Here is a 17,975-nt window from a genome sequence, read left to right on the forward strand (position 1 = left end):
AACTACAGAAGATACACAGGTGGTGAGCAGCTAATGAGTATAGAGAGGACTACTGAGCAGAAAAGAGTTCACGATGGTAAACAGCATGCAGAGAGCAGTAGCCACGATATTCCTTGGTGGAAAAAGGCAGTCGTCTACCAGATCTACCCACGCAGCTTCCAGGATACGACTGGCAATGGTGTGGGGGATATTCAGGGAATCATCTCCCGACTCGATTATCTGGCTTCACTGGGAGTCGATGTGCTGTGGCTGACGCCGATCTATGACTCGCCTCAGCAGGATAACGGCTATGATATCCGGGATTATTACAGCATCTATCCTGAATATGGAACGATGAAGGACGTACAGGAGCTCATCTCGGAAAGTCATGCCCGCGGATTGAAGCTGATGTTCGACATTGTCGTCAATCATACTTCAATTGAGCACGCCTGGTTCCAGCAGTCACGTGCTTCGCGCGATAACCCGTATCGGGATTTCTACATCTGGAGAGATCCGGTTGACGGCGGCCCGCCGAATAACTGGAAGTCGAAGTTCGGAGGCCCCGCGTGGGCCTTCGATGAGCAGACAGGTCAATATTATCTGTGCTTGTTCGATAAGACGCAGGCGGACCTGAACTGGGAGAATGAGCAGGTGCGGGCTGAGGTGTACAAAATGATGAAGTTCTGGATAGAGCAAGGGATTGACGGCTTCCGGCTCGATGTCATCAATCTCATCTCCAAGAATCAGGACTTCCCGAATGACGATGGACGAATTCCGCCGGGAGATGGCAGACGGTTCTACACGGATGGTCCACGAGTGCATGAGTACATGCAGGAGATGAACCGGGAGGTATTCGGAGATGCACAATTCGTGACGGTGGGTGAAATGTCGTCCACGACGATTGAGCAGTGCGTGCTCTATTCGAACCCGGATCGACGTGAGCTGAGTATGACGTTCAACTTTCATCATCTGAAGGTAGACTATCCGGAAGGGGAGAAATGGGCGCTGGGGGACATGGATTTCCTGAAGCTTAAGCGCATATTGTCTTCCTGGCAGGAGGGCATGCATGAGGGAGGTGGCTGGAATGCGCTATTCTGGTGCAACCATGATCAGCCGCGCGTCGTGTCCCGGTATGGAGATGATGGAGTCTACCGTAAGCAGTCCGCCAAGATGTTGGGGACGGCTATCCATCTACTGCAAGGCACCCCTTACATCTATCAAGGAGAAGAGATCGGGATGACTGATCCCGGGTTCGAGACCCTGTCTCATTACCGAGATGTAGAGAGCTTGAATATGTACCAGCTCATGCAGGAGCAAGGTCTGCCTGAAGAGGAGATCCTAACGATCCTGAAGCAGAAATCCCGGGATAATTCCCGGACGCCTGTGCAGTGGAACGGAGGAGCGCAGGCAGGCTTCACTACAGGCACACCATGGATTCCGATCGCTGCGAACCATGAGCATATCCATGTGGAGGAAGCCTTGGCTGACCCGAAATCGGTCTATCATCATTATCGTGCGCTTATTCGCTTGCGTAAGGAATATGAGATCGTGACTACTGGCAGATTCGAGTTGCTGCTGGACGAGCACCCGACTCTCTTCGCCTATGCGAGATGGGGAAGCGATGAGCACCTGTTGGTTATTAATAACTTCTATAGTGAGCCAGCAGACTTCGAGCTACCCAATGATTCAAAGCTATTCGCCTGCAAGCCGCAGCTACTGCTGTCCAATTATGCGGATACTCCCGAGGCACCAGAGAAGCTCACCCTGCGACCTTATGAATCGGCTGTATTTCTCATGAAGGAAGTATGAGCGCAATTCCACATCGACAGCGAATCATGCTACAATTACTGACGGTGAGAAGGAATGAGAGAAAATATATTTGTCACAATATATCATGAGCTAGTGGAGCAGATTCAATCAGGTCAGCTACGAGCAGGAACGAAGCTTCCTTCGGAAAGCGAGCTGGCTGAAGCCTACAATACGTCACGTGAGACGGTTCGCAAGGCATTGACTATGCTGTCACAGAATGGATTCATCCAGAAGATCAGAGGCAAGGGCTCCTTCGTGCTGGAGCTGGGACGCCTTAGCTTCCCGGTGACGGGACTCGTCAGCTTCAAGGAGCTGTCGGGAACGATGGGCAAGCCTACCCGAACGCTGGTCTATCAGACCGAGCTATTGCCGATGGATCGGTATATTCGCAAGCAGCTGCAGCGTGAGGATAACGCTCTTGTCTGGAAAGTGTTGCGAGCGCGCGAGATTGAGGGCGAGCGGGTCATTCTGGACAAGGATTATTTTGATGCCAAGATTGTACCTGACTTGACTCCTGAGATTGCGGAACAATCCATCTATGATTATCTGGAGGGCAGACTGGGACTGGAGATCAGCTTCGCTCGCAAGGAAATTACCGTAGAGCCTGTCGATGAGGATGATCGACGCTATATGGACCTACAGGGGTATGAGCAGGTTGTGGTGGTGCGGAACTATGTGTATTTGAGGGACGCCATGTTGTTCCAATATACCGAGTCCAGGCATCGGCTCGACAAGTTCAGATTTGTTGATTTTGCCCGGCGTATGAAGCCATAAGCTTTGCCAGCCGCTCCGAAATTGTACAAACCGTGTAATTCATGAAAACGTGATTAATTGTGCAAACTCATGAAATCATGGAGCCATGCCAACTCTCGATTTCATGAATTCATGAAATCGTACAAACGCAAAAAGACGATTCCTCATAAAGAGCGAATCGTCTTTTTGCGCTAGGGTCCTATAGCCTCAGAATCTCCTCAATGGCCTTCATAATGGGATACGGCCCCCTGCTCTGATTAGAGGTGATGACGAGCTTCAAGTCGTGCTGAGGGTATACAGCGGAGACGAAGCTGACGCCAGGGTCAAAGCCCATCAGATGGTATTTGCGAATCTCCTTCTCCTGCTGCTCAATCCAGATTCCGTATCCGTAATAGGATTCATCCTGTTCATGTACATGCGGGGTGAGCAGCTGCTGCAGCAGCTCATGTCCAAGCAGCTTGCCACTCATAAGAGCATTCCAGAAGCTCAGCATATCAGGAGCTGTAACATAGGCCCCACCGTCAGCCCCGCCTTTGACAGGCACCGAGAAAATATTCGTTCGCCAGCTGCCGTCATCGTTCTGGATATAGCCAAGGGCTGTATGGCGTGGAAGATTATCCATAGCAAAATACCCAGAGGAGCTCATGCCACTTGGGGCAAAAATATGACGTTCCACATAATCGGTGAAACTGCTCCCCGTCTGCTGCTCTACAATTAGGCCAAGGACGATAAATCCCGCATTGTTATAGTGGAATCGCTCACCTGGCTGAAACTTCATAGGTGCTTCACTGAACATAGGGAGGAAGTCACGAAGCTTCCGCAGTCCATACACCGGGCGCTGCTTCCATAGCTCCTCAAAATCATCCATTACTTCCTCGTCGAAATAATCGGGAATTCCTGCCGTATGCGTGAGAAGCTGCCGAATCGTAATTCCTGCATCCCATAGTGGAAAATCTACACTCAGGCAGTCCTTTAGTCGTGTGTCCAGTGACAGCTTACCCTGCTCCACCAATTGGCAGATGCTAACGGCAGTGAACACCTTGCATCCAGAAGCAATGCCGAAGCGGGTATCGAGCTGAATCGGCAGGTCCTCTGCCCGATTCGCCTTGCCACGAGTTAGAAGCAGAAGGGGAGTATCGCCGTTTTCGTGCAACATGATTGTCCCTGAGAAATCTACACGTTCCATCGTCTCATGTAATTTAAGCGTCAATGTATTAATTGTTGTTGAAGTGATTTGTGTCATGTAGTGAAAGTCCTTTCTTCCATCATGGAACTCCATTTTCCATCAATATACATATAAATCGAAATCATGTACAGATCTACTAGCACGGAGAAGTGACAGCGGAGCGACAAGTACGAAATGAGCAGTGAAGGATCGCAAAGGGAAAATTATTAGTCATAGAACCAAGACGTACATGAAGGATTTGGAAATGAAAATTATTATGAAGAAATAACGCCATCAAATGATGTCACAAACACTTTCTTAGAATTGTTATATAGGCATCAAGACAAGGAGGTGAGCCAGTGCAGGCAACCATCCCCGGGGACATGCAGGTAAAACGTGATAAATACCAGCGCATCGAACAGGCCGTAGAGCGGGTCAAGGCTGGCGAGCAGGAGGCTTATGAGATCATTATTCTGGAATTTGAACGCCAGATGTATACCTATTGCTATTACATCTTGAGGAACCATGAGGAGACAGAGGATGCTGTACAAGATATTTTCATAAGAGCTTATGAGAATCTTGAACGGTATCAGAGGCAGGCGACCTTCTCGGCGTGGCTGTATAAGATAGCCTACAACCATTTAATGAATATCAAGAAGAAGCAAAGTCGCTGGCTGAAGCTGGTGAATGAGTTCAAGAAGACGGAGCCTGTCGTGCAGGTATCCCCTTATGCCACAGTTATTGAAGAGCTGTTGACCTATCTGACACCGGAGGAGCGTCATATTCTGCTGCTGAAGGCTGTTGAGCAATACAGCTTCGATGAGATCGGGGCAATCATGAACATCAAGCCAGCCACCCTACGCAAGAAATATGAACGACTTCGTCGTAAGCTAATGGAGCATACAAGCAAAGGAGGAATTCTGCATGGACAGACAGCCCGTTCGCACTTATGAGCAAGAGCTTGAACAGCTGGAGCAAAGGATTCAGGATTCACAGATGCCGCGAGGAAGTATGAGTAAGGAAATCATGAACAAGTTAGGAGAACGAACCATGACCAGACAGCGAACGAAATCCAAGATAGTAAAACGGACTGTAATTGCGGCCTCTGTGGCTGCTGTATTGGGAACAGGTGTAGTTGGAGCGGGTTTTGTGTCGCCGACGATGGCTAGTGCTTTGAAGCAAATTCCGGGTATCGGAGCAGTGTTCTACGGACTGAATGCGGATGAAATCCAGCGGGCCGTGGATCAAGGCATTCTGACGCAACCGCTCGAGCAGGTCACGAAGGACGGTGTTACTCTGACGCTGACGAATGTGCTGTATGATGGTACTCGTCTGAGTTTCTCCATTGAGCGCGAGGGTGAGATTTTTCCGGAGAACGCCGCAAGTCCATACATTCCTATAGATGCCAAGATGGAGGGAGGGGACAATGAGTGGGTTACATCTCGCAAAATCCCTGAGGAAAAACAAGAAAAGGGCTACATTAAGTCTCCCGAGATTTTGATTAATGGTCAGAATCTTACACTCTTTGGTAGCTTTGGAGATGACCCCTCCAATTTGAATGCCGTCTTCGCGGAATATACCGAAGTAGATTCCCTACCGAATGAATTTGAACTGACCGTTCGTACTGAGGTGACCCGAGTAGATGGAGCTTATGAGTTCAAGGTGCCTGTAAAGCTTGACCAAAGTAAGCTCACCGTTCAGCCGAATGAGACGAAGAGCAGCGGAGACTTCAGCTACACCGTGGAGAAGCTGGAATCCACGGCGACGAGCACACGTCTGGTACTGGACAGTAAAGGGGAGGTACCGGCTTCACCTGAGCAGACAGGAGAATATGCTCCGACCATGATGTATTATGAGATCGTGGATGATCAAGGCAAGGTGCTGGAGCAGCGGAGACTCGGATTCTTCCACAGCAAGCCTCTGACCGAGTACCACGTGGATGAGTTATATGCTGCCATTAGTCCGAACGCCAAATCCGTTACGATTAAGCCGTTCACTTTCACTATGAAGCCTGCGGATTGGAGTGTTGTTGGTGAGAAGATGGACGACAGCGGGAAGATTATCAGCAACGGAGACAGGACATATATCAAGGAACTGGAGATGAACGTTCCGCTTGAGCGTTAATTCATAATCAGGAGCAGGATCGTTCAGCAGATAAAGTAGTAAGTCCATGAATAATCCATCGGATAAATTAAAGTATAGGTAATCAGCCATCTGCCAGTTCGAAGGAATCTGACGGATGGCTGTTTTCTATTGTTGCTTGGATCAGCATCTAATCTGAATATTCATATTCACCTGAGCATACCCGTCAGAACAGGTGCAAGGAAGCGCTCGAACACCTCCGTAGGCGGCTTGTCTCGCTTGCGCTTGTCATTCGTGAGTACTGTGACGAGCTCAAGCTGGGGTATGACATGCACGAACTGTCCACCGTATCCACGGGCATAGTAGTACCTAAGGACATTTTCCGTGGAAACATCAGGACGCTCATGTGAATCAGCTTGATTAGTATCAGCTTGACCTGTATCGACTTGATAGGTATCAGACCACCAATGCCAGCCATAGCCTCCGCGCCAGGGTGGCTCTACAAGTATAGCCGCCTGCGTGGATCTGGCGACCAGCTCGCGTGAAATGACCGTTTGGCCTTCCCAGACGCCCTGTTGAAGGTACAGCTCTCCGAATTTGAGTAGATCGTCTGGGCGCATCCATAGACCAAAGCCTCCGGTATGGATGCCTTGCGGGTCCTGTTCCCATGAATAGGCTGTTATGTCTAGCGGTCCGAATAAATGCCGCTCTGCAAACTGGGCAACGGACATGCCAGATGCTTGAGCAAGAATGGCTGTTAACAACTGGGATACCCCGGAGTTATACTCCATTCGTGTCCCGGGCGTGTCTCTTAACGGTTGGGCCAAAGCGAACTCCACCCAATTCGCTGTACGTGTCATACGGGGAAAGGAATTATCGCCGCCGAACTCAGTCCAATCGAAGCCGGCTGTCATCGTAAGCAGTTGCTCCAGTGTAATTTCTTTTTTGCGCGAATCACTGTCGTGTCTTAGCTGCGGAAAAAACTCTGTGATGGGGGTGCTTGTACCCGGCAGCATGTCATGATCCATTGCAATGCAGATCAGCGCGGACACGATACTCTTGGTGCAGGAGTTGATCTTGGCTACATCTGTTGCAGCCTCGATATTCCGATAATGCTCATATATCAGCTTCCCCTGGTGACTAATAAGACAGCTTCTCAGGTCAAGTGGTGAAATGATGGTATCCAGATGGGAGAGATTCATAAGGTTCCTTTCTGTAGGTGCTTGGCGCTATGCCTGTTATTTTCTGTTATTATACCAGTAATAATGAAGTACATGCTGCGTGTCGAAGAGCATTAGCTCCGCACAGGATCCTTTAGCCTGAGCAGTGAGTGACCCTCCCCTATAGCTACTATTAATTAAGTACGTTTACCGAATTTAATTTCATGGTGAATGATCTGGAAAGGGCAGTGGTTAACGGAAAGCGACTCAATACTCACATTTGATCTGGTAGAGGTACTGGAATTGGAGTAATTTGAGCTGCATCATCTATGGTACCAACAGGTCTATTTGACAAGCTACAAGGCGGATGCTAGATTACAATCATATTTTGCAGGCTCAATGTAGCGTAGCTCGTATTGTACTGAGCATTTTCGGATAACCAAGATAACACAGAAGCTATTAAGCAGATAACAGGGAGTGGAGTATATCGTATGGAAGCCATAACGGTGAACAATATTACCGACCTGATCGGTGGGACCCCGGCCGTGCGTCTTCGCAATCTCGTAGGCCCCGAGGACGCGGAGGTGCTGGTGAAGCTGGAATACTTCAACCCCAGCGGAAGCGTCAAGGACCGTGCAGCGCGCAATCTGATCGAGCAGGCCGAGCGTGACGGGATACTGCAGCCAGGTGCGACGATCATCGAGCCGACGAGCGGGAATACTGGGATCGGACTAGCCATGAATGCTGCTGCCAAGGGATATCGTCTCATCATCACGATGCCCTCTAACATGAGCAAGGAGCGGATTCAGATTATGCAGGCGTACGGAGCGGAGGTCATTCTGACCCCTGGGGAAGAGCGTATGCCAGGTGCGATTCGTAAGGCTCAGGAGTTGCTGGTACAGATCCCGGGCAGCTTCATGCCCCAGCAGTTCGAGAACCCGGCGAATCCGAATGCACATCGCGGTACGACTGCCCGGGAGATTATGCAGCAGACGGGGGGCAGGCTAGATGTCTTCGTGGCAACATCAGGTACAGGTGGAACCATTACGGGGACAGGGGAGGAGCTGCGCAAGGAGCTACCGGATCTACGGATTGTGGTCGTGGAGCCACAGGGCTCTCCCGTGCTCTCCGGGGGGGAGCCTGGGCCGCACAAGTTGGTCGGTACGAGCCCGGGCTTCATCCCGCCCGTGCTGAATCGTGAGGTCTACGATGAGATTATGCAGGTCAGGGATGAAGACGCGCTGAATACGATGCGCCAGCTCGCACGACAGGAAGGAATACTGGTCGGCCCTTCTTCCGGTGCATCAGTCTGGACAGCACTGCAGGAGGCACGTCGCCTTGGAGTGGGTAGTAGGGTGCTGTGCATTGCCCCGGATAACGGGGAGCGTTATTTAAGCTCAGGTATCTTCGAGCTGGAGAATGCTCAGCCTTAGCCGCATATAGGTGGGTAGAGGAGCGAAGCTTCCGCATAAGGTAAGGCTGGGTGAGGTCGGTTAAGAGCAACCAATGCAGCCCAAACGGCCAATACAGCAAATACAGCAAATACTTAAAGCATGGAAAATCGGAATGAAGTTACAATTCTGGGCACAATCGTTGTACGTTCTGGTTCGACGTAGGCGTATGAGGTGTTATTTCAGAAGTGGATAAGGCAAAAAGCCAAGCTCCCATCAATGAACGGGAGTTTGGCTCTTTTTATATATGGCGTGTATGTTAGTACGTTGACAGCGAGCTTACCAATGGCCGACAGGGCCGGCTGGGCTCCCACTTGCAGAAGCTGCCTGTACACTCACAGGTAATCTGGTCGAGGCAGTAAGTGGTACAATCAGCAAGAAGTGCAGGACCCGGTCATCCTGCTCCTAAATGGAATTCGCTGCATAGAAACCAGAACGCACGGCGCTGCCCACCTTGCCGATCTTTACACAGTCCCCAATGAGACTGGTCTTGTGCCCATACGTGGCTCGAATAAGCTCAGCAATCGCGTAATTTCTTCGCATACCAAATGCATTGATCATGGTGTCTGCTTCAATGAACACTTTGGTGCCGTCACTGCGCTCGGCATGCAAGCCATTCTCTTCAAAGGAAAGAACCTTATGCCCACCGAGTATCTTCACACCATAGCTGTCGAGCATCGGCATTAATGCTGCCTTGTTAATATACATCACATCCTGGCCTGCCTCAGGTCGCATCTCAACGATCGTCACCTGCTTGCCTTCCATAGCGAGCTCCAGCCCCAGATCACAGCCGGTCAATCCACCTCCAGTTATTACAATGTGCTCCCCGCGGACAAGCTCCTTCTGCAAATGTGCTTCGATTGCACCCACGACATGACTACCGTCAATGCCGGGGATCGGTGGTACGAGCGGTACTGCACCGGCACCAATGAAGATATGATCTGCAGCTGCAAGGATCGGGTCCTCTGGCTTCATTTCATAATGAAGGTGTAACTCCACACCCGACTGCTGTAGCTGACGCTCATACCAGCCAATCAAGGCACGTAGCTGGCCTTTGAATTCAGGGGTAGCTGCGCTGGTTACCTGTCCGCCGACCGTCGCCTCTTTCTCGTATAATGCCACACGGTGCCCCTTGAGCGCTGCTACCCGTGCTGCTTCCAGACCAGCGGGTCCGCCGCCGATGACCACAATGTTCTTGGGCGTGTCTGTCTGATGTATGGCAAAACGCTTCTCGTTCGCAGCCTGTATGTTAACCGCGCAGCTAATCTTGGTATTTCGCTCGATGATCCGGCCAATGCATTCCTCGTTGCAGCGAATGCAGGGACGGATATCCTCACGCCGCTGCTCACGCAGCTTGTTCGGTAGCTCGGCGTCAGCGATGAGGGCCCGTCCGAACATCACGAAGTCGGCATCGCCCGACTCGATCAGACGCAGGGCACTCTCTGGCGTGTGGCTGCCCGAGTTCAGAATGGGTATGCTCACGGCCTGCCGAGCAGGTGCACAGATATAATCCATGCAGGCATCCCCCAGATAAGCTGGTGGGAAAATATAATCAATCCGCTCGTAGGAGCCTGCGTCAATATCAATCGCATCGACTCCCGCGCGCTCCAGAATTTGCAGCATTTCGAGGCTATCGTCCACGGTTCGCCCACCTTCAAAGCGATGATCCAGCGCGATCCTGAACAGGATCGGCATGTCCGGGCCAACGGCTGTGCGAATGGCCTGGACAATCTCGACGGCAAATCGCATCCGTTTCTCAGTCGTTCCGCCGTATTCATCCTCACGTTGGTTCCAGATCGGGGACATGAACTGATCAATCAAATAACCGGCATGGGCATGAATCTCGATACCATCGAAGCCGGCCCGCTTCAATCGGGCTGCAGAATCGGTGAATTGTTCCATGATCGTCTGAATTTCCTTGACGGTGAGTGGATGACACAGGACGTCTGGGTTATAGATGGCTGGGATCGCCGAGGCAGACACAGGGGGCTTCCCGGAACGGTCTGGCAACGCATTACGCCCGGTACCACAGCTTAGCTGTGCGATAATCTTCGTACCGTGATGCTGCACGGCATCGACGAGATCAGTCAGGAGCGGAATGACATAATCCTTTTCCACAATTCCCTCCAACACACCCTGTGCCAGATCCTCCGTCAAAAATTGTGCACCGAGAATGATCATTCCAGTCCCGCCCTTGGCCCGCTCCTCGTAGTAATCAATCTCTTCCAATGAAATTCTGCCATCGGGACTTGCCGAGTTGGTGCCCATAGGCGACATCACGATCCGGTTCTTCACTTCCATGCTGCCGATCTTGAATGGGGTGAACAGTCTGTCGTACGAATAGCTCATAGATGTGAACCTCCTGCTGCATAGTGTCTGTTAACGCATGTTTGTAATGGAATAGACGACGAATCCAAATGTTACTCGTGAGTAATATAATTCATTTAAAATATATAGGAGGTGGATACACGGGTAAGTGAAAATAGTCACAATTTATGTTTTTTGTTCGCTGAACTCTGATTAAAGACATGATAGGGAGCCTCAACAGGCTCAATCTATCGCATCCTTCGTATGACGGTTTATTTTCTTCATCTTTCTAGAGTAGAGCTTGACTTCAGCAGGCCTGAAATAGGCAGAGATAAACGATAAAATATGGAAACTTTTATGTAATCATTACGTCTAATGTACTGGGAATGGTTTTTATTTACAGATCAATCATCTGAAAATAAAGGAGCTCACGCATGATCAGAAAAATTGGAGCAACACTGCTGCTGTTATGCATGACGGTAACCCTCCCCTTGACCGGGTGGGCTGCTGGAGCGAAGACGGAGATACAGATCGTGAAGTCTGCCCTGGATCATGAGCCGATATGGCCGCAAAGTGACGGCGCCTTCCACGATGGGCTGCTGTTCTCTCAATTGGCGAACGGTGAGAGAGTATACTACAACACTAAAGGCGTGCCCGCATTTACGTTACCTTCTGGCGTGAAGGCTGTCTCTGATTTTCGCGAGCAGCGAGCTATAGTCAAGGACACGACCACAGAGCGATATGGTTATATTAATACGCAAGGAAAGCTCATAATTCCATGTAAATATGCAGAGGCTGCTCCTTTCTCGGAGGGCATCGCCCATGTAAAGGATGCGGAGGGTGGTGAGTTCTTCGTGGATCGTGTCGGGGCCATAAAGGTAACACTGTCATCGGTCTATGATTCAGAATTTCAATTTGCCGAAGGGCTGGCTACAGCCTATGCGAAGCCAACAGGGCGACTCGGGTATGTGAATACCAAGGGGGAGCTGGCCATTCCTTATGCATTCGACTACGCCCGCAGCTTCTCGGAAGGGCTCGCTCTTGTGGGCAACGATGCAGGACAGTATGGCTACATCAATAGTAAGGGCAAGCAGGTCATTCCGTTCCGCTATGTCTCGGCAGGGGATTTCCAAGAGGGGCTGGCTCCGGTGCAGAATGCTGCGGGCAAGTGGGGCTACATTAACAAGCAGGGGAAGACTGTAATCGCTCACCAATTTGCAGATGCCTGGGGCTTCTCGGAAGGGCTCGCCGCTGTGTTTAATAAGAATAGACAGGTAGGGTACATCAATTCAGCGGGCAAGCTCGTCATTGGGTATCAGAAATACAATTCTGCAGGAGAGTTCTCCCAAGGGCTTGCTCGTGTAGGTATTGTCTCGAAAAATAACCCAAGTGGAACATATGGGTATATCGATCGCCAAGGCAGACTGCTAACGAAGCTGGAATACACGGACGGATCATCTTTCCAACGGGGCTATGCAATTGCAATCAAAGACGGCAAGGGATATATTCTGGCTAAATCCGTAAGGAATAGCAGCGTGAAAAAATAAAAAAATAAAGATTCTCTGGATCGAAGCTGAAAGAGCCAGCACTTCTTCAATGAAGGGCTGGTTCTTTCTTTTGTGGCTTAATACAATTTCTATTTCGAATGGTCTTTTCTGTAAATCAATACCCTCATTCATCCTATAGATGTATATAATGGATAATCAAAATCTTATAGAAATTTTTGGTCATTATTTGAAATTATTCAATGATCAAGGAGGGTTCAAGTGGATTCTACGATAACTTATGGTCACATTGAAGTCATGCCATACACCTTTATTCGGTTACATGAGCTGAGGATTGTCAAGACAGTCAATGATCATGCACGGATGATATGCAGCGGCATTATTGCAGAAGAGAATCGAGAACGATATGTACGCGCCTCAGATGAAGAGACCGAGGTCAAGGCATTCGTGAGGGATAAGTCGGGTAAGCGTCAGGCACTATTTCGTGGGATTGCCCTGAATGTGGAGGAGAAGGTCATGCATGGAGTTCATTATCTGACCTTTGAAGCGATCTCACATACCTATCAGTTGGATATTAAGCGACATTCGCGATCCTTCCAGAATCCTCGGCTTACCTATGCTGGATTAATCGAGCAGATCATGTCGGATTATCCCAAAGGGGAAGCGATGGATGTGGTCACCCAGCAGAAGGAAATAGGGACCTTCATCATGCAGTATGACGAGACCGATTGGCAGTTCCTGAAGCGGATGGCCTCACATTTCTACTCCCCTCTAATCCCGGCAGTGGGCTACGGTGTTCCCAAGTTTTATTTTGGAATGCCTATGGGGTTAAGCAAGGGAGAGCTGCAATCTCCTTACTATAAGGCAACCAAGCGGGTAGCAGCGTATCAGACGGCTGAAGACAATCGTATTCCCGGCGTACGTGATACGGACTTTATACAGTACGAGGCTCAGAGTGAGAAGCTGCTGGAGCCGGGTTATGAGGTGACGTTCAAAGGTCAATTGCTGCTTGTGGCCGAGGTCGTAACGGAAATGCGTGATGGTGTGCTGATGCACACCGTCAAGCTGTCACCCCGCAGTGGGCTGCGTCCAATCAAGGACTATAATCGCTCAATTATTGGCGCCTCGATTCAGGCAAGTGTGCTGAGTGTCCGGCAGGACCAAATACGCGCCAAGCTGGATATGGACGATCAGCAGGACCCTAATACCGATTATTGGTTCCCTTACTCTACCATCTATGCCTCCGCGGATAATACAGGCTGGTACTGCATGCCGGAGGAAGGGGACAGCATCCGTATCTATTTCCCAAGCTACAAGGAAGAGGAGGGCTATGCCATCAGTTCAGTGAAGCGTCAGGCTCAACCGCCTGCTGCGAGACCACCCTCTTCCGCAAGTGGAGTGGCGTCTGTCTCATCCAGCCGGGCTTCATCCGGAGCTGCCCCATTTCGGGCCGCAGCTGCTCCTGCTCCTTCTGTAGCTGCGGCGACTCCCGCACCAGATCGAATGGCCGATCCAGCCATCAAGACGCTCCGGACCAAGTATGGTAAAGAAATTATGCTGGCTCCTGATCAAATTGTCATTTCTGGAGATGGCATGTCTATCGTTATGAATGACAATACCGGGATTAGTATCGTCAGCGGTAAGAATGTGAGCATCAGTGCGGCCTCTGACATTGTCATGAATGCGGGCAATATTCAGCTCTCTGCCGAGACGATCGAGCTCTCGGGCAAGGGGAATACCGTGACACTTAACGATAAGACGATCATTTCTGGCACCGAAATCAAAATGAACTGATTAGACGGGAGGACTCACAGCCATGGACAGGTTGTCAGCGTTGCAACACTTCAGAGAACAGGAGGTGGCCCCGCTCCTCAATCATCAGTTGGACCTTCTTGAGACTACATTTCATCAGTGCCAGGGACAGTTGATCACGGATATCCTCGCTTCGTTCCGACAGCTATGCATACAGATCCATCAGCAGCAGGAATGGGGTCATCAAGGACCGATCGGCTATATTCACTATTCCCTGCTGCGTACACAGGTGCTGGAGCAGTCGTACCTGTATATGGTGGAGGCTTATTCTGCCGGGTGGTACACGGACGACTCAGAGATTCGCTGCACTTATGATGCCTCGTGGGCGTATGCGCCCCTGGGGCAGATGGTACTAGAGCTGGAGCAGGCACGCAAAAAATACATGGGCTCCATTCATCCTGCAGATGTCGAGCATCTGGTATTGGGGCTGATTCCTCATTTTCACCAATATATGAAGGCTCTTCTCCACTTGGCATTGCCTGCTGCCATAGAGTTGCCGGAGTATCAGGGCATTGATAAAGCGAATCGTCTCATGATTCGAACGGGCGAATATCGGGATTTCAGTGAGAGTGCATATATCGAGGATATGGAAGTGAGAAGTGCCGACGAACGGGTGGAGCAATTGCTGCAAGCGGATGAGGACAAGCCGTATATTTACGAGAATCTGAAGCAGCTTGCATGGCCGCATCTGCATATAGCGGAGCGGGATTTACGATACAACGATTTCAGCCATAGTGAACTCATTGCCAGTCGATTCGAAGCATGTATTCTGATTGGAAGCCGCTGGCAGTACGCCGCCTTGCAGGGGAGCAGCTTTGAGGACTCCTTACTGACGGATGCCGATTTTCGATTCAGTCAGCTTGCGAACACCAGCTTTCGCCGCGCCAGTGCACTAGCCAGAAGAGAAGGGGGAGAACGTTCACCGGGGCTATGCGGGGTACGCTTCGAGCATGCTTGTCTGGATGGGGTGGATTTTACGGATGCGGAAGGCTTTGAGCATGCTTACTTCGAGGGAGCCTCCATGCAAGGGACTCGTGTACCACATAAGTACAGCCAGAGCTGGCAACTGAGCGAGCTTCAATCCCGTTCTATCATCTGGACGGAGTAAGGGGGATAATGCTATGCACCAATATTATGCACTTGTAGATGAGGATCGTACTTCTCGCCGTCTCAAGCTGGTCCATCCTGACCTACTGGATACGCCGTTCATCCGAATGCCTCCTGCACAAGTATGGCAGGTTCAGGATGCTGCGGAGGAGGATTATACAGATTGGCTTCCTGTATCCAGGGAGCAGCCGTTAGTGTCGGATACCATGAAACGAATTCTGGAGCTGTACAACGTACATATTCGCTGGAAGCAAATCCATCTCTTGAGCCCAGACACGAACCATCAGGAGCTCTATTGGATAGCTCACGTACCTGCAGTAGAGGGGACCTCCATTCATTCAGAGTTCCACCCGCATGATCAGACCCTGAAGCGGCTTGTGCTGGATGCAGCACAGATCAAGGCGCATCATTACTTTCGGCTTGGCGGTGTAAGAGAGACCTACTTCATCGTGAGTCTGGAGGCTGCAGAAAGTCTGCTTCGGCGTAGTCTTACGGGCTTCCGACTGCATAAGCTGGAGTTCATGTGAGGGGAGGAAGGACTTGAATATGTACTGGGATGAAACGTTCCTGAAGCTGCGCAATCAGCAAGTGCTGCGGGAGCAATTGGACACAACTGAGAATGAAGAGAGCTGGATGCTTATAACCACAGAGCAAGCTGTAGAGGAGATTCCGCATGGCGCATTGGCGTTGCCGGAGGGGCAGAAGATTTCATTTCATCCGGTCACCTTATTGGATGGTGATCTCACCCTGCACTTGCCCGTAAGCTGGATTCCTGAGACTCCTGCACAGCAAGCCAGTAGGAAGCCTGGGAGCTGGACGCTTCGAGATAAAGAGCAGGGGATCTTGTTGGGTATTCACCATAGTGAGCAAGAACTGCTTCCTGCACAGGTGGAAGAATATCAGGAGCACTTGCTACGCCAGATGGAACGTGCGCAGCCTGCCATGATGAGGGTGGAGGAGAAGCTTATACCGCTTCAAGATATCCACGTACACGGCTATACTTGCGTCTTCCCGGTGCTGCCCACTCCATATCTGCAGATTGGATTCGTGCGCTCTTGGCGAGAGAGGTCGTTCATGGTGAGCTGTCAATTCAAGCTGGAGCAGGCGTCTATGTGGACTCCTATCATCTACGCGATCTTCCGCACGGCGACATGGGCTGAGCGAGCTGATATGGCGAATCCATGATGTGAAATACCGGGAAGCGAAATATGAATGGGATGAAATAGATAGGACTGAACATGATCCGATCAGAAGGAGGCTGAACATGCTTTTAGAGATGCTGGTTAAGGCCTTAAGCCAGGGGTTACTTGGTGGGGAAAAGACGTATGTGGTGAGGGGCGCCACCTTGCAATGTAGTCAGGGCACAGATCCAGGTGTGCTCAATATGACAAGTAGTCATGGTGTCTATATCAAGGACAAGCCTGTCTTAAGCGTAGAAGATGCCGTATGCGGCGCCAACATAAGCGAGAAATATGCTTTTGGATTATGCAAGGTGCTACAAGGACTCCCCTGCGAGCCCCAGATAGAATTCGGAGCCAAATGGACGGGAGGGAAAGAGGATGTACTCATCGAAGGAGCCCCTGCTCTGTTAAGTAATTGCACGTTAACATGCAATTGTAAGCCGAATATGGCCATGGATATGCTGAATGAACTGGTGAATCCCGGGATTCCCTTGATGGCTAAACGAGTGACTAAACCGGCCCTGCTAGGGGGCGATACCCCTCAGGGTGGTGGAATCATTTCGATTGTGGACGACGGACAAGACGGTTAGATACGCTCGTCCTTTGCATCTATCAGTGAATCAAAAATAACCAAGGAGACAAGGGTATGAACGTAGTGAAGGACCGCTTGACCTATCAACAAATACATGTCGTCTGGCCCTACGGCAGCATCCGTCTTCAACAGCTAGACATGCTTCAGGAATGGGGAGAGCACGCCCGAATAAGCATACAGGGGAGCATTGACCCTATGCTGGCTGAGTCTCTTCTCAAGGAAGCCAGTGCGGACGACAATATCGAGCTATGGTACGATGACGAGCAGGGTACAAGATGTCCCTTGTTCATGGGGCAGTTGTATGATGTACAAGTACAGCATGCCCCGGAGGAGGCCACGGTTCATCTGGAGATCATCTCCCACAGCTTCAAGCTGGATACCGAATTCAAGAATCGATCCTTCCAGCGGGTGGATCAACAATTTGTAGAGATTGTAGATGCCGTACTCGCCGACTATCCAGGAGCAGACAAGATCGATGAAGCCTTTGGCAAGCAAGCTACAGGGCAGTTCATTCTGCAATATACAGGAGACGGACTGGGCTTTCCTGCAGCGCTTGGCCTCGCATGCGGGGGCCGCGCTCATTCCGAATACACTGTCCCATCGCCCTCAGATCTGGATCGGGATTCCACAGACCGGCAAGCAGATTCAACTGGAGGGCGTACCTTTTACATTGAAAAGAAATCTCGCTCCTTATCTAGACCAAGTCACGAACCGTGGAGTGAGCGTACGTGCAGAGGATTATACCCGCTATGCGTTCGAATGGGATCGTATCCTGCAATTAGGGGATGAGGTGCATCGGGGACACGAAGTCTATGTGATTACCCGGCGAGAAGGGAAGCTGGTACGAGGGCTCATGACCTGGTCCTACGAGTGTGCCATTCCCGAAGGGCTGCGAGTACCCAAGAGGTACAACCAGACCATTATCGGTGCGTCGATCGAAGGCAAGATTATCGAGGTCAGCCGGAATCAGGTGCGTCTGCATCTGGATCTAGACAAGCAGCCACCACAAGCGGCTCAGTGGTTCCCGTATTCAGCCGAGGGCAATCAGGTATGGTATCTCATGCCGGAGAAG

General features: G+C 50.6%; 15 protein-coding genes and 1 pseudogene. 13 read left to right on the plus strand and 3 right to left on the minus strand.

Going from position 1 to position 17,975, the window contains the following annotated elements; genetic code table 11:
- Window positions 1–33 precede the first annotated feature (33 nt).
- Both treC and treR read left to right on the plus strand, forming a co-directional pair.
- On the plus strand, window positions 34–1,788 hold the full coding sequence (treC, locus tag K331_RS0112535; RefSeq protein ID WP_226383584.1) for an alpha,alpha-phosphotrehalase: 1,755 nt from the start codon (window positions 34–36) through the stop codon (window positions 1,786–1,788).
- Window positions 1,789–1,842: 54 nt separating this feature from the next.
- Window positions 1,843–2,562: a trehalose operon repressor gene (gene treR / locus K331_RS0112540; RefSeq protein ID WP_025681340.1), complete on the plus strand. Its 720-nt coding sequence runs from the start codon at window positions 1,843–1,845 to the stop codon at window positions 2,560–2,562.
- A 178-nt stretch (window positions 2,563–2,740) separates the two neighbouring features.
- Here the strand turns inward: treR and K331_RS0112545 are convergent, their stop codons facing one another.
- On the minus strand, window positions 2,741–3,784 hold the full coding sequence (locus K331_RS0112545) for a serine hydrolase domain-containing protein (RefSeq protein ID WP_028590561.1): 1,044 nt from the start codon (window positions 3,782–3,784) through the stop codon (window positions 2,741–2,743).
- Between the two features lie 281 nt (window positions 3,785–4,065).
- Here K331_RS0112545 and K331_RS0112550 point away from each other — a divergent pair, with 281 nt between their 5' ends.
- A complete protein-coding gene (locus K331_RS0112550) occupies window positions 4,066–4,659 on the plus strand; it encodes an RNA polymerase sigma factor (RefSeq protein WP_028590562.1) in 594 nt (197 codons plus the stop codon).
- Window positions 4,631–5,830: a DUF4179 domain-containing protein gene (locus tag K331_RS0112555; RefSeq protein WP_028590563.1), complete on the plus strand. Its 1,200-nt coding sequence runs from the start codon at window positions 4,631–4,633 to the stop codon at window positions 5,828–5,830. Before K331_RS0112550 ends, K331_RS0112555 begins: the two co-directional genes overlap by 29 nt.
- A gap of 167 nt (window positions 5,831–5,997) precedes the next feature.
- Here K331_RS0112555 and K331_RS0112560 read toward each other — a convergent pair whose 3' ends face one another.
- Window positions 5,998–6,990, minus strand: coding sequence for a serine hydrolase domain-containing protein (locus K331_RS0112560; protein ID WP_028590564.1), 993 nt, complete (start codon window positions 6,988–6,990; stop codon window positions 5,998–6,000).
- A gap of 449 nt (window positions 6,991–7,439) precedes the next feature.
- On the opposite strand from K331_RS0112560, the gene cysK reads away from it, so the two are divergent.
- On the plus strand, window positions 7,440–8,381 hold the full coding sequence (gene cysK / locus K331_RS0112565; RefSeq protein WP_028590565.1) for a cysteine synthase A: 942 nt from the start codon (window positions 7,440–7,442) through the stop codon (window positions 8,379–8,381).
- Between the two features lie 423 nt (window positions 8,382–8,804).
- On the opposite strand, the gene K331_RS0112570 is transcribed toward cysK, so the two are convergent.
- Window positions 8,805–10,748 (minus strand): NAD(P)/FAD-dependent oxidoreductase, encoded by a 1,944-nt coding sequence (locus K331_RS0112570; protein ID WP_028590566.1) that lies wholly within the window; start codon window positions 10,746–10,748, stop codon window positions 8,805–8,807.
- A 392-nt stretch (window positions 10,749–11,140) separates the two neighbouring features.
- Here K331_RS0112570 and K331_RS0112575 point away from each other — a divergent pair, with 392 nt between their 5' ends.
- The 8 genes and pseudogenes from K331_RS0112575 to K331_RS30985 form a co-directional block, all read left to right on the plus strand.
- The gene (locus tag K331_RS0112575) at window positions 11,141–12,253 is read left to right on the plus strand and encodes a WG repeat-containing protein (protein WP_028590567.1); all 1,113 of its coding nucleotides are present in this window, start codon (window positions 11,141–11,143) and stop codon (window positions 12,251–12,253) included.
- A 255-nt stretch (window positions 12,254–12,508) separates the two neighbouring features.
- Window positions 12,509–14,005, plus strand: a complete 1,497-nt coding sequence (locus tag K331_RS0112580; protein WP_051289816.1) for a hypothetical protein — start codon at window positions 12,509–12,511, stop codon at window positions 14,003–14,005.
- 22 nt (window positions 14,006–14,027) lie between these two features.
- A complete protein-coding gene (locus K331_RS0112585; RefSeq protein ID WP_028590569.1) occupies window positions 14,028–15,131 on the plus strand; it encodes a pentapeptide repeat-containing protein in 1,104 nt (367 codons plus the stop codon).
- Between the two features lie 13 nt (window positions 15,132–15,144).
- On the plus strand, window positions 15,145–15,657 hold the full coding sequence (locus K331_RS0112590; RefSeq protein WP_028590570.1) for a hypothetical protein: 513 nt from the start codon (window positions 15,145–15,147) through the stop codon (window positions 15,655–15,657).
- Window positions 15,658–15,670: 13 nt separating this feature from the next.
- Window positions 15,671–16,315, plus strand: coding sequence for a hypothetical protein (locus tag K331_RS0112595; protein WP_028590571.1), 645 nt, complete (start codon window positions 15,671–15,673; stop codon window positions 16,313–16,315).
- Window positions 16,316–16,394: 79 nt separating this feature from the next.
- On the plus strand, window positions 16,395–16,901 hold the full coding sequence (locus K331_RS0112600) for a DUF4280 domain-containing protein (protein ID WP_028590572.1): 507 nt from the start codon (window positions 16,395–16,397) through the stop codon (window positions 16,899–16,901).
- A 56-nt stretch (window positions 16,902–16,957) separates the two neighbouring features.
- Window positions 16,958–17,692 carry a hypothetical protein gene (locus K331_RS29455; RefSeq protein WP_028590573.1) on the plus strand — a complete coding sequence of 245 codons (735 nt, stop codon included), beginning with the start codon at window positions 16,958–16,960 and terminating at the stop codon, window positions 17,690–17,692.
- Between the two features lies 1 nt (window position 17,693).
- Window positions 17,694–17,975 (plus strand): annotated as a pseudogene (locus K331_RS30985) (hypothetical protein); the annotation flags it as partial.

The organism is Paenibacillus massiliensis subsp. panacisoli DSM 21345, assembly GCF_000426545.1.
Taxonomy (GTDB): Bacteria; Bacillota; Bacilli; order Paenibacillales; family Paenibacillaceae; genus Paenibacillus; species Paenibacillus panacisoli.